This is a genomic window from Cognatishimia sp. SS12, from assembly GCF_028369055.1.
Lineage (GTDB): Bacteria > Pseudomonadota > Alphaproteobacteria > Rhodobacterales > Rhodobacteraceae > Cognatishimia.
Window position 1 is genome coordinate 878,748 of sequence record NZ_JAQNCZ010000001.1, and the last position, 12,327, is coordinate 891,074.

Sequence of the window (12,327 nt, forward strand, 5' to 3'; positions counted from 1 at the left end):
TTGCGTCCTGCGCGCCAGCATATAGGCAAGGAACGAAAAGCCCAAGGAGTTGTCATGCTGAAGCCCGGCGAAAATGCCCCCGATTTCACCCTGCCCGAAACCGATGGCGATGAGATCCGCCTGTCGGCCCTCGCGCCTGCGCCGGTTGTGCTGTTTTTCTACCCGCGCGACAACACCAAGGGCTGCACCACCGAGGCGCAGGATTTCACTGCTGCCGCTGCAGAATTTGAGGCGCTTGGCGTCAAGGTGTTCGGCATCTCCAAAGACAGCCTGCTGTCCCATGCAAAATTCCGCGACAAACAGGGGCTGGGTGTGCCGCTTTTGTCTGACGAACATGGCAGCACCTGTGAGGCTTATGGCGTCTGGAAAGAAAAGAAAATGTACGGCAAGACCTTTATGGGCATTGAGCGCACCACCGTGCTGATCGACGGGGCGGGCAAGATCGCGCAGATCTGGCGCAAGGTGAAAGTCCCCGGCCACGTTGACGAGGTGCTGAGCGCGGCGCGGGCGCTTTGCGCATGAGCACGCTGGCTCAAATGGCGGTAGAGGTGCTGACGACCGCAGATGGGCGCGCCAAAACCGCCCTGTCGCGCCAGCATGCCGCCACATGGTTTGCGGCCCGCGCGGCAGGCGAAACCCTGCCGGTGGGTCAGGCAACACCGCCCCTGCGCCCGGCGCGCCCGGAAAAACCTGAATTGCTTTCGCCCCGTGATGTACCGCGCCGCCGCCCCGGCAGCCCGCAGGGACAGATCGCGCTTTTGCACGCTGTGGCCCATATCGAACTCAACGCGGTGGATTTGCACTGGGATATCATCGCGCGGTTTGCTGACGTCAAAATGCCGATCGGGTTCTACGACGATTGGGTCAAGGCCGCCGATGAGGAAAGCAAACATTTCAACCTGGTCAGCGACTGCCTAGAGGAACTGGGCAGTTTTTACGGCGATTTGCCCGCCCATGCCGGCATGTGGCGCGCGGCCGAAGACACGGCAGAGGATTTCATGGGCCGCCTTGCGGTGGTGCCCATGGTGCTTGAGGCCCGCGGCCTAGATGTCACCCCCGGCATGATCGACATCTTTAAGAAAGCCAAGCTCAGCTCGGTCGTCGATGCGCTTGAGGTTATCTATGCCGAAGAGGTCGGCCATGTTGCCTATGGCTCAAAATGGTTTCACTTTCTCTGCGGGCGGCATGATCTGGACCCCAAAGAGGTGTTTCATCGTCTGGTGCGGACCTATTTTCACGGCGGGCTCAAGCCGCCCTTCAACGAAGAGAAACGCGCCGAGGCCGGTCTGCCACCCGATTTTTACTGGCCGCTTGCGGATGAAACCCCGCACCGGAATCGCAGCAAATAGCGGCATTTGACACCCAGAGCGGCAAATAAATGCCGATTTTTGTATGTATTTGCCGCCCATTTGGGCGCTTTTCGGTAAATTCCTTGCCCTGAAACATTGTGCTGGGTAAGAACCCCCAAGCGCCGGAGGGGACATATTGCGGCGCAGGCAGGGATAACAAGGGACGGGCTGTGCGGACACGTCTGGCAATTAAGACACATGCGCTTCTGGAACGCTTTTTTCCGGAGCGGCGACTATTTCTCCGATCTGAAAACGATGCGCGCTTTATCAGGCTGAAGCCGGAAACGCAGGCGATTGCCTTTCTGGCGGGCAGTTTTCTGGTCGCCTGGTCGATCATCGCCACCGCCATTCTGGCGATGGACAGCATCGGATCGGGCAATTTCCGCGATCAAGCCAAGCGCGATCAGGAAACCTATCAAATCCGTCTGAATGAAATTTCCGAAGAGCGCGACGCCCGCTCTGCCGAGGCGCTGGCCGCCCAGCAGCGGTTCAATGCCGCGCTGGATCAGATTTCGAAAATGCAATCCGAACTGCTGGCCTCCGAAACGCGCCGACGCGAACTTGAGACCGGCATTGACGTCATTCAATCCACGCTGCGGCGCGCGATGAAAGAACGCGACACCGCGCGCACCGCGCTGGCCAGCGCCGAAGCCGCCGCCAGTGGCGACAGCACGGCGGCAGCGCAGATCGGCCAGCTGGATCAGGATGGCATGCAGACCTTGGTTGCGGCCCTGTCCGAAACCGCGCAGGAACGCGACGCCATGTTCGCGCAGGCGCAGAGCGCCCTGACCCATGCCGAAGAGATGGAGCTGGAGCTGAAGCTGCTCGAAGAGAAGAACGACCAGATCTTCCGCCAGCTCGAAGATGCGATGACCGTTTCGGTCGAGCCGCTGGAAAAAATGTTTGCCCAGGCCGGCCTGTCGACCCAATCGCTGCTGAACGAGGTGCGCCGCGGCTACAATGGTCAGGGCGGCCCATCGCTGCCGCTGTCCATTTCCACCTCGGGCGGGACGCTGTCGCTGGATGAGGCACGCGCCAATGGGCTGCTGAACGAGCTGGACCGGCTGAACATGTACCGCATCGCCGCCCAGATCGTGCCCTTTGCCAATCCTGTGAAGTCTTCGGTGCGCTATACCAGCGGTTTTGGCATGCGCTGGGGCCGGATGCACAAAGGGGCGGATTTCGCCGGCCCGCATGGGACAAAGATCTATTCCACCGCCGATGGCGTGGTGACAAAGGCAGATTGGGGCTCGGGCTATGGTCGCCTGATCACCATCCGCCACGCCAATGGCATTGAGACCCGATATGCCCATCTGGCAAAAATCCGCGTAAAGGTTGGCCAAAGGGTCTCGCGCGGGGAACATATTGGTGATATGGGCAATTCTGGACGGTCTACTGGCACGCATCTGCACTATGAGATCCGCGTGAACGGCAAGGCCGTCGATCCGATGACATTTATCAAGGCTGCACGCAATGTTTTCTAAAAGCAAAATCAATGAGCCCGGTCCAAAGGCCGCAGATTCAGCGAAACCGGCTGCCCCAGAAGCTGCGAAACCAGCAGCCCCTAAAGGAGCAGACATGACCCCAACCGCGCCTAAGGCAAAGCCACCGGCCTCCATCCTGTCTTCGGATCTGCACGTGCAGGGCAATATGAAGACCACCGGTGACATTCAGGTTGAAGGCACCGTCGAGGGCGACATCCGCGCGCATCTGCTGACCATTGGCGAGACCGCCACCATCAAAGGCGAAGTGATCGCCGATGACGTTGTGATCAACGGCCGCATCGTGGGCCGCGTGCGTGGCCTTAAGGTGCGCCTGACCTCCACCGCGCGTGTTGAGGGCGACATCATCCACAAAACCATCGCCATCGAAAGCGGTGCACATTTTGAAGGCTCCGTGCAGCGTCAAGACGACCCGCTGGCCAACAAACCCAAAACTGCCGCGGAATAAACCGCCGGTTCAGAACACCCCAAAGGCTCCGCAGCGCGGAGCCTTTTTTGTTTGTCGGGTTTGTCTCACCCTCAAGCTTCCTACTCTTCGACTTTGATTACAAAGGGCGTCTCGGTTTTCGCCGCGACGTCAAACGTCGAGCGGCCCGTGTGGTTGAGGTGCCGCCCATAGGTGTGCAGCGAAACGGCAACGTCGCGACCGTTGTTGATCACGCTGTGAATATCCTCGGGCTGACAGCATACAGCCGTGCCGGGATAGAGCGTTTCAGCGTGGGTTTTTTCAGATCGGCAAAGCCGGGGCGCGATCCGTCATCCAGACGCTGATAGCTGGTCTCATGCTCCTGCCCTTCGATGCCCGCCACCACGGCACAGGTTTTGTGATTATGGGCCGGCACGCCTTTGCCCGGGGCCCAAGCAATCGCAAAGACCGCCAGATCGTGGTTGTCTTCTTCGTGCAACAGATGCAGGCCGACGCCTTGTTCCGGGTCGGTGTAGCGGTATTTGTCCTGAAACCAGCCGGGATCAGAGGCCAGCCGCAGCGCCAGCGGTTTGATCCGTTCTGTGATCGCGCTGATCTCAGTTTCCTGTGCGACAATCGCGCGCAGATCAGACACATAATGCGCCACGGAATAGCTTGCCATAGACGCCTCCCCCCTCATCTGTGCAGAGCGGCAGTATAGCAAAATTGCGGTGTTTTCGCCACGCGGGGCCTTACCCTGCCAGTTCTGGATGTTCATAAGCCTCTGGATATGCCATCGGTACAAATGGCCCCAGAGGGATGACGTTGTTCCAGCTGCGGCCAAAGTATCCTTGTCGGCAATGGTTCATGGCGCTGGCGGCGCGCACGCCGGGTAGCGCATAGACGCGGCAGAGCCAACGCCAGAGATACGGGTAATCCAAGATGCGCGCGCCGTTCAGCTTCATGCGCAGATAGTATACCGGATCATGCCGATAGAGCGTCGGGAAGAGCCGCAAGTCGGCCTCGGTAAAGTGATCTCCGCACAGAAACGGGCGATTGTCAGCCGCCAGCCGCGCCTCAAGCTGGGCCAGCCGGTCAAAATAAGCCTGAAACGCCGCCGCATAGACCGATTGGTCCGACGAGAACCCCGCCTTATAGGCCCCGTTGTTGATGTCGGTGTAGATCTCAGCGTTCAGCGCGTCGATCTCGGCGCGCAGCGTGGCATCATCGGGGTAAAGATCCACCTCAGCCGCGCCGCCAAGCGCAGCGGCATTCTGCCCCAGCATCCGCAGGATTTCGGCGCTTTCATTGTTCACGATGCGCCCGGCCTTCTTGTCATAGAGCACGGGCACTGAACCTTCATCTGCCCCCTCGGCAGCGTAGATTTCTTTGATCAGACGGTGCCCTTTGCCTGTCGCCGTTTCCAATGTGCATTCCGGCAAGGCTGCGCCGGTCAGCGTGGCGCGGCGCGTGGGCGCGAACTGCCAGAGGTTGGGGCCAGCCGGGTCGTCTTGATCTGTGCGGCTGGGGAAAACCACATCCATGGAAATGCTGGCGTGAAGCCCCAAGACGCTGCGCGCCAAGGTCACGCGGTGACACCACGGGCAATTGAGCGCCACGAAAAGATGATAACGCCCCGGCTCTGCTGGAAATTCCGCGCTTCCAATAGCGGCGCGAAACCCGCTGACACCGCGCACGAATTCGCCTTTGGCGCGGCGCGCGGCGGCGTTGCTCTGGGATTCTTCAACTGAGGTGTCGGTCATGGCAGGCTCCTGTTCTCAGAGCATACCCTACCCGCTTGGCCCAGCAGCGCCAGCCCGCGCAGCAGCACAGGACCTGCGCGGTGGACTGATGACCTACCCGCCCAGCATCCATTCCCCATCGGGCCAAAAGGCATGATAGGCAAAGGCGAACATCACATCATGGGCCACATCGCGCCCCTGTGCATCGCGCACCCGGATGCTGCCCACGTCGCGCGATTTGGCGATATTGCCCGCATCAAGCGCCGAAGCCTGCCCCGGCACCCAGGAAATGGTCACGCCGGCTTCGCTCACAACTTCGGCGCTGCGCAGCCGCTCAAGCGGCCAAGCGCGATCGCCGACGCGCACCACCCGCGCCAGTGGCGAAATGCCATGCGGCGGCATTTCTCCGCTATACAGGAAGGGTTTGCGCGATGTGTCATAGCCCCGGTACGGGTTGGCCCCATAGCTGCGGTTATAGCGTGGTTCCGCCATCACCAGCCCCTCGGGGTTGCGGGCTTTGAATTCATCCCAGCTTTCCATCCATGTCGGCAGGGTTTTCAGTTCCATCCCTGCCAACTTGCCGACAATGGCGGTGCCAATCGCCTGTTGCCACCAGCTTTCGGTCTGCCGGTCATACATCACCATGTCTGAATTGCGCAGTTTGCCGGAGACACCAAAGCTGAGCACCCCTGCCGAGGTGCGCCGGTCAAAGGTGATGCCGGAATTGCACAGTGGGCAAAACGTCACCGCGACGGGCACGCCGCCCACGGTATCATTCACGATCTCATGCCAGGTCAGATAGCGGATCGGATAGGCCCGCGGGGTTGCGCCATCGATCTCAACCGTGATCACAGGTTCACGCCCGCCAATGCGGGCCTCATCAGCGACCTTGATAAAGCCGGGATCATCCAGCGCCGGAATGCCATCTTTGGGTGGGCCGCCTGAAAGGATCTCAGCCCAATCGCTGATCAGGCTATTGCTGAAATCCGTGTCAGGCCATTCGCGCGCCCAGGATTTCGGATTGGCCGCCGCAACGGTCACAGAGAGGCACAAGGCCGCTGTCACCGCGAAACGAACGATAGGTGGTGATCTAAAAAAACTCATGGCGCACTCCGATTTTCCAGAGGTTTCGCCCGGGGGCAAAACATTTGGAAAAAGGATGCGCAGATGCGGGGCCGTTGCATAGCCCCGCACACGGTGATGTGACCAAGAATTACTCGGTCACGGTCACGGTTTTCATCACATCAGGCTGGCCGGTGACAGCGCCGGAGCGCGGATCGCCGCGCTTGATCGCATCCAGCACGTCAAGCCCTTCGGTCACTTTGCCGACCACGGTATATTGCCCATTCAGGAAATAGCCCGGCTCAAACATGATGAAAAATTGGCTGTTGGCAGAATCCGGATTGTTGCTGCGGGCCATGCCGACAACGCCGCGCTCATAGGGCACATCCGAAAACTCTTGCTCAAGATCCGGAAAGGCCGATCCGCCTGTACCGGCGCGCCGCATATCGCTGCCCAATGTGCCATATTCCACATCGCCAGTCTGCGCCATGAACCCGTCGATCACGCGGTGAAACACCACGTTGTCATAGGCCCCCTGCGCCGCCAGCGTGGTGATCCGCTCCACATGGTTGGGCGCGACATCTTCCAAGAGGTCGATCTTGATGGTGCCATTAGCGCCCTCTCCCTCAACCGCGATCTCGATCCCTGTGGCCAGCGCGGGGCTGGCCGCAAGGCTCGCAAGAATGGCAAGCTTACGCAACATCGGCGGCCACCTTAACAGAGATCATGCGATCCGGGTTCGCAGGCGGCTCACCACGGGTGATGGCGTCGACATGTTCCATACCGGAAATCACGCGGCCATAGACAGTGTATTGCCCGTTCAGGAAGTGGTTGTCCTTGAAGTTGATAAAGAACTGGCTGTTGGCAGAATCTGGCATTTGCGAGCGTGCCGCGCCCAGGGTGCCACGATCATGCGGCAGTTTGGAGAATTCTGCTTTCAGGTTTGGCAGATCAGAGCCGCCGGTGCCCGCCAGGCGGATGTTGAAATCTTTTTCCATGTTGCCATTGGCCACATCGCCGGTCTGCGCCATGAAACCGTCAATCACACGGTGAAACGCCACATTGTCATATTGGCCCGAGCGCGCCAGCTCTTTCATCCGGTCGGCATGGCCGGGGGCGACATCCGGCAACAGTTCGATCACGACAGTGCCGTCTTTCAGTTCCATCAGGATGGTGTTTTCGGGATCTTTGATATCGGCCATTTCGGGCTCCTCGTTGTCATATTTGGGGGCAAAGTAGTGCTGCAATCACCGAATGCCAAGGCCAGCATTGACCTATGGGTCCATTGCTTTATGCAACAGGTGACAAAAGACCTTTAGGAGAGCGACAAATGGCCTGGAAAACCCTGGATGACATGGATCTGAACGGCAAGCGTGTCTTGGTGCGGGTAGATATCAATGTGCCCATGGAAAACGGCGTTGTCACCGATGCCACCCGGATCGAGCGCATCGTGCCCACCGTCAAAGATATCCTGGCCATGGGCGGCACGCCGATCCTGCTGGCGCATTTTGGCCGCCCCAAAGGCAAGCCGGTGCCGGAAATGTCGCTGAAACCCCTGGTGCCCGCGCTGCAAAGCGCCTTTGGCACCGATGTGACCTTTATCGAGCGGCCCAGCCACGATGAAATCTTTGGCCTGCCGCAGGATGCCGTGGTGCTGATCGAAAACACCCGCTTTAGCCCGATGGAAGAGGCCAATGATCCGCAAATGGCGGGCTTTCTGTCAACGCTTGGCGATGTCTTCTGCAACGATGCCTTTTCTGCCGCGCACCGGGCCCATGCCTCCACCACCGGGGTGGCAGAGCTGATGCCAAACTGCGCGGGCCGTTTGATGCAGGCGGAACTCTCGGCGCTGGAAAGCGCATTGTCCCAACCCGAGCGCCCGGTTGTCGCCATTGTCGGCGGCGCGAAAGTGTCCACCAAGCTGGAGCTGCTGGGCAACCTGCTGGACAAGGTCGATCATCTGGTGATCGGCGGCGGCATGGCCAATACTTTCTTGGCCGCGCAGGGCATTGATGTGGGCAAATCGCTGTGTGAACACGAGATGACCGGCACCGCGCAGGAGATCTTGGAAAAGGCGAAGACCGCCGATTGCGAAATTATCCTGCCCGTCGATGTTGTAGTTGCGGGTGAATTTGCCGCCGGTGCCGCCAACGAAGTTGTGCCTGCTGACGCCTGCCCTGCAGACAAAATGATTCTGGATGCGGGTCCCAAAACCGTTGAAAAGATCGCCGCCACCTTTGAGGGCGCAAAAACCCTGATCTGGAACGGGCCACTGGGCGCTTTTGAAATTCCGCCCTTTAACGCCGCAACCGATGCCGCCGCGCAGAAAGCGGCTGCGCTGTCCAAAGCGGGCAAATTGATTTCTGTTGCAGGCGGCGGTGACACGGTTGCCGCGCTGAATGGGTCGGGCGCGGCCGAGAGCTTTACCTATATCTCCACGGCGGGCGGTGCCTTCCTGGAGTGGATGGAAGGCAAAACCCTGCCCGGCGTTGCGGCATTGGATCAATCTTAAGCCAAGCCCCGGCAGCTGCGTATGATTTAGCCGGAAACACACAGTCCGGCGAATTGTTAGCGCTACATGCATTGCAAGGAGAGTTTCGCTCGCATATGAGAAGAGCGCGTTCGAAACTCTCCGAAACTTCCTTATTTTCAAGGTAGAATAGATTATGTCCAAATCCTCTCAAGCAGATCTCATCCGTTCCGGCAAAGGCTTTATCGCCGCTCTTGACCAGTCGGGTGGCTCCACCCCCAAAGCTCTGCGTTTGTATGGCGTCCAAGAGACCGCCTATAACAATGAAGATGAGATGTATGATCTGATCCACCAGATGCGCTGCCGCATTGCCAAGGCCCCGGCCTTCACCGGAGACAAAGTCCTGGGCGCGATTCTGTTTGAAAAAACCATGGATGGCGACATCGACGGCAAACCTACCGCGACCTACCTCTGGGAAACGCGCGGCGTGGTTCCGTTTCTGAAAGTGGACAAAGGCTTGGCGGACGAAGAAAACGGCGTGCGTCTGCTCAAACCGATGCCCGAGCTGGATGCGCTTCTGGACAAGGCCGTCGCCAAGGGCATTTTCGGCACCAAGATGCGCTCGGTCATCGACGCCGCCAGCCCCGAGGGCATCAAGGCGAATGTGCAGCAGCAATTTGACGTCGCCAAGCAGATCATCGCCAAGGGCCTCGCCCCGATTGTCGAGCCGGAAGTGACCATCTCCATCGCCGACAAGGCCAAGGCCGAAGACATTCTGCGCGACGAAATCCTGGCGCAGCTGGATGCGCTGAACGACGATCAGAACGTGCTGCTGAAACTGACCCTGCCTGAAACGCCAAACCAGTACAAAGCGCTGGTGGATCACCCGCGTGTGCTGCGCGTTGTGGCGCTCTCGGGCGGTTATTCGCGCGAAGAGGCCAACACCCGTCTGGCGCAGAACAGCGGCGTCATCGCCTCCTTCAGCCGCGCGCTGACCGAAGGGCTGTCCGCGCAGCAAAGCGATGATGAATTCAACGGCAAAATTGCTGGCACCATCGACGATATTTACCAAGCCTCTGTGGCTGGCTGATCGAAACACATCTGAATGATCATGATCCCGCGCAGGCCGCTGCGCGGGATTTTTTGTGCCTGCACCCTAGGTCAGATGCGCTGCAACACGCCGCGGCGCTGCCGGATATTGCGATAGTCAAACTGTATCTCGCGGCTTTCCTGCAGCCAGCGCCGCAGCAGCGCGCTGTCCACATCGTCGATTACCTGATAGCGCGCAGAGGCATCCTGAAACTTGCCCGTTCCGGGTGTCAGCCCCGGTGTTTCAAAGGCGCTGCCACTCCAGAACATCAGGCGCAGGCAGCTCTTAAGCCGGCTATAGCCGACAATTGGATTGCCGCGCAGAAACCAGACTGGGTGCGCATGCCAGATCTTGCTGTCGGCCTCTGGCAGCGCGGCGTCAATCTCGCGCTTCAGCAGATCGCAGATCGCGCGGTCATCCGGATCCAACGCAGCGTGAAAATCGGCAATGGTCTTTGCTTTGGTCATCTCAGGCCCGCGCATCCAGCCGGTGCAGGATATGGCGCAGATCGCGGGTGCCGACGGCCCCGGCAATGCTGCCGCGCGTGCTGCTGAGGCGCGTGGCCACATAGGCTTCGGCAATGACCTGCGGCGCGGTTTTCAAAAGCGCCGCGCCGGTCATCAGACTGGCCAGGCTCTCGGCGAACCAACGCGCCTCGGCCTCTTCGGGCAGACTGGGCCAGCGTTTGCGATGAATGCGCAGCGCCATATCAAAAAGCGGATCGCGCCCGGTTGCGCTGTCCAGATAGGCCGCCAGCGCGGGGGCAGCGCGGGGCAATTTTTGCAGGCTGCGCAACACATCCAGACAGATCACATTGCTGGCCCCTTCCCAAAGCCCGTTCAGCGGCGCTTCGCGGTAGAGCATCGGCAGCACCGAACGCTCGACATAACCGCTGCCGCCCAGCATCTCCAGCGCCTCGGCCACCACTGGCACGCAGCGTTTGTTGTTCAGGAACTTTGCCAGCGCCACCCCCAGCCGCGCCAGCGCCTGATCATCCGCGTCCGGGTTATCCATCAGCTGCGCCATATGCAGCCCCAGCGCCAGCGCGCCTTCCGCGTCCAGCACCAGATCCGCCAGCACCGCCTGCATCAAGGGCTGATCAATCAGCGTGGCCCCAAAGGCCTTGCGCCGACACACCCAGTGATAGGCCACCCGCAGCGCCGCCCGCATCAGCCCAGCCGGGGCCATGGCGGTATCCAGCCGCGTGTGATGCACCATCTGCATGATCACGCTCAGCCCCGCGCCCTCGTCCCCGATCCGCGCAGCCAGCGCATCATCAAATTCAATCTCGGCGCTGGCATTGGCGTGATTGCCCAGCTTGGGTTTCAGCGCGATCAGCGAGATCCCGTTGCGCTCCCCCTCCAGCCAGCGCGGCACCATAAAGGCGCTCAGACCGCCATCGCTTTGCGCTAAGGTCAGAAAGCCGTCAGACATCGGCGCAGAGCAGAACCACTTGTGCCCGTAAAGCCGATAGAGCCCGTCTTCGTCAGCCTCAGCCCGGGTTTCGCTACGCCGCAGATCGCTGCCGCCCTGTTTTTCGGTCATCGCCATGCCCATGGTGACGCCTGCCTTTTCTGTGACGGGCCGCACGCGCGGATCATAGCGGCGGCTCAGCAGCTTTTGCCCCCAGAGCGCTTGCAACTCCGGCGCTTTGGCCAAGGCCGCCTGCGCCGCATAGCTCATGGTCAGCGGGCAGCAGCAGCCGGGTTCAACCTGCGTCAGCATATAGACATGCACCGCATGGGCCAGATGCCCGCCGCCGCCTGTTTCCCAAGCGCCTGCGACATAGCCCTGCTGCACCCCCGTGCTTAAAATCTGATGATAGCCGGGATGAAACGCCACCTCATCGAGCCGTCGCCCGGCGGCATCATGGCTGATCAAGCGTGGCGGATCGCGCCGCGCCTGCAGCGCCGCCTGCGCCAACTCTGCCGTGCCATAGGCCGCCCCGACGCTTGCCAGCGCCCCTTCGGAGCCGCCAAGCGCCAGCGCATGATCCTGCAGCGCGGCATCACTGCGCCACAGATCCCGCGGCGCGGGCACGCCGGGCTGATTGTGCACACTATGGGTTTCCAAATCAGATCGCGCTGGAATATCAGCCATGATCATCCCTCCCCCCCCGCCAGAGTAACGCAGCTTTGCCAGATCACAAAAACCCTTTCTCGGCGAGGGTCCGCCACAGCGGCAAAAAATCGAATCACTGGCGCATTTTTGGGATTCACATGGCGAATCACCTGTGCCATAACAAAGGCAGAGGGTCGCAAAGGCCCCACATACTGAGGCAGACATGGCAGTCAAAAAATCCCGCCCGGCGTTGGGGGCATTCCTGTTCTTTGGGGGTGCGTTCAGCTTAGCAACCTATTTCACCTTTGCCGCTGTGCAGGGGGATTATGGCTTGTTTCGTCGGGCGGAGATTTTGGCCCAGACCGAAATTCTGGAGCGCGAGCTTGCCCTGATGCAAAGCGATGTGACCCGGATGGAAAATCTGACGCTTCGCCTCTCGGACGATTATCTGGATCTCGATCTTCTGGACCAGCAGGCCCGCAGCGTGCTGGGCATGATCCGCAGCGATGAAATGGTCATTCGCTAAATCGATCCGGCAGCCGCCTGCCCGCTTTTCAGATTTGCACTAGATTACCGATGACACCCGTGGTTTCATGGCCTGAGCAATAGTTTAACGCTAAACTATCGCGGCAAACGCCGCGGGCT

The 12,327-nt window shown here is 60.1% G+C and carries 15 protein-coding genes; 7 read left to right on the forward strand and 8 right to left on the reverse strand.

Features of this window, described 5'->3' with window-relative positions:
- Positions 1 to 54: 54 nt before the first annotated feature.
- The 4 genes from N6L24_RS04345 to N6L24_RS04360 all read left to right on the forward strand — a co-directional run bounded on the left by N6L24_RS04345 (position 55) and on the right by N6L24_RS04360 (position 3,299).
- Positions 55 to 522 (forward strand): peroxiredoxin, encoded by a 468-nt coding sequence (locus tag N6L24_RS04345; RefSeq protein ID WP_271843406.1) that lies wholly within the window; start codon positions 55 to 57, stop codon positions 520 to 522.
- On the forward strand, positions 519 to 1,349 hold the full coding sequence (locus tag N6L24_RS04350; RefSeq protein WP_271843407.1) for a ferritin-like domain-containing protein: 831 nt from the start codon (positions 519 to 521) through the stop codon (positions 1,347 to 1,349). Before N6L24_RS04345 ends, N6L24_RS04350 begins: the two co-directional genes overlap by 4 nt.
- A 170-nt stretch (positions 1,350 to 1,519) precedes the next feature.
- Entirely contained in the window at positions 1,520 to 2,833 is a 1,314-nt protein-coding gene (locus tag N6L24_RS04355; protein ID WP_271843408.1) for a M23 family metallopeptidase, read from the forward strand.
- Positions 2,823 to 3,299, forward strand: a complete 477-nt coding sequence (locus N6L24_RS04360) for a bactofilin family protein (protein WP_271843409.1) — start codon at positions 2,823 to 2,825, stop codon at positions 3,297 to 3,299. Before N6L24_RS04355 ends, N6L24_RS04360 begins: the two co-directional genes overlap by 11 nt.
- Before the next feature lie 80 nt (positions 3,300 to 3,379).
- On the opposite strand, the gene N6L24_RS04365 is transcribed toward N6L24_RS04360, so the two are convergent.
- The 6 genes from N6L24_RS04365 to N6L24_RS04390 form a co-directional block, all read right to left on the reverse strand.
- Complete coding sequence (locus N6L24_RS04365; RefSeq protein WP_271843410.1) at positions 3,380 to 3,511, reverse strand: hypothetical protein; 132 nt, start codon at positions 3,509 to 3,511, stop codon at positions 3,380 to 3,382.
- Positions 3,508 to 3,939, reverse strand: a complete 432-nt coding sequence (locus N6L24_RS04370; RefSeq protein WP_271843411.1) for a hypothetical protein — start codon at positions 3,937 to 3,939, stop codon at positions 3,508 to 3,510. The genes N6L24_RS04365 and N6L24_RS04370 overlap by 4 nt, the downstream gene beginning before the upstream one ends.
- Positions 3,940 to 4,009: 70 nt before the next feature.
- Positions 4,010 to 5,020, reverse strand: coding sequence for a glutathione S-transferase C-terminal domain-containing protein (locus tag N6L24_RS04375; protein WP_271843412.1), 1,011 nt, complete (start codon positions 5,018 to 5,020; stop codon positions 4,010 to 4,012).
- 93 nt (positions 5,021 to 5,113) lie between these two features.
- Positions 5,114 to 6,103, reverse strand: a complete 990-nt coding sequence (locus N6L24_RS04380; RefSeq protein WP_271843413.1) for a DUF3179 domain-containing protein — start codon at positions 6,101 to 6,103, stop codon at positions 5,114 to 5,116.
- A 109-nt stretch (positions 6,104 to 6,212) separates the two neighbouring features.
- The gene (locus N6L24_RS04385; protein WP_271843414.1) at positions 6,213 to 6,764 is read right to left on the reverse strand and encodes a peptidylprolyl isomerase; all 552 of its coding nucleotides are present in this window, start codon (positions 6,762 to 6,764) and stop codon (positions 6,213 to 6,215) included.
- A complete protein-coding gene (locus N6L24_RS04390) occupies positions 6,754 to 7,263 on the reverse strand; it encodes a peptidylprolyl isomerase (RefSeq protein ID WP_271843415.1) in 510 nt (169 codons plus the stop codon). Before N6L24_RS04390 ends, N6L24_RS04385 begins: the two co-directional genes overlap by 11 nt.
- A gap of 128 nt (positions 7,264 to 7,391) precedes the next feature.
- On the opposite strand from N6L24_RS04390, the gene N6L24_RS04395 reads away from it, so the two are divergent.
- A complete protein-coding gene (locus N6L24_RS04395; RefSeq protein WP_271843416.1) occupies positions 7,392 to 8,573 on the forward strand; it encodes a phosphoglycerate kinase in 1,182 nt (393 codons plus the stop codon).
- Between the two features lie 154 nt (positions 8,574 to 8,727).
- Positions 8,728 to 9,621: a fructose bisphosphate aldolase gene (locus N6L24_RS04400; RefSeq protein WP_271843417.1), complete on the forward strand. Its 894-nt coding sequence runs from the start codon at positions 8,728 to 8,730 to the stop codon at positions 9,619 to 9,621.
- Between the two features lie 71 nt (positions 9,622 to 9,692).
- Here the strand turns inward: N6L24_RS04400 and N6L24_RS04405 are convergent, their stop codons facing one another.
- A complete protein-coding gene (locus N6L24_RS04405) occupies positions 9,693 to 10,088 on the reverse strand; it encodes a DUF1801 domain-containing protein (RefSeq protein WP_271843418.1) in 396 nt (131 codons plus the stop codon).
- Between the two features lies 1 nt (position 10,089).
- On the reverse strand, positions 10,090 to 11,721 hold the full coding sequence (locus tag N6L24_RS04410; protein WP_271843419.1) for an acyl-CoA dehydrogenase family protein: 1,632 nt from the start codon (positions 11,719 to 11,721) through the stop codon (positions 10,090 to 10,092).
- A 184-nt stretch (positions 11,722 to 11,905) separates the two neighbouring features.
- Here N6L24_RS04410 and N6L24_RS04415 point away from each other — a divergent pair, with 184 nt between their 5' ends.
- The gene (locus tag N6L24_RS04415; protein WP_271843420.1) at positions 11,906 to 12,208 is read left to right on the forward strand and encodes an FtsB family cell division protein; all 303 of its coding nucleotides are present in this window, start codon (positions 11,906 to 11,908) and stop codon (positions 12,206 to 12,208) included.
- The last annotated feature ends 119 nt before the right edge of the window (positions 12,209 to 12,327 follow it).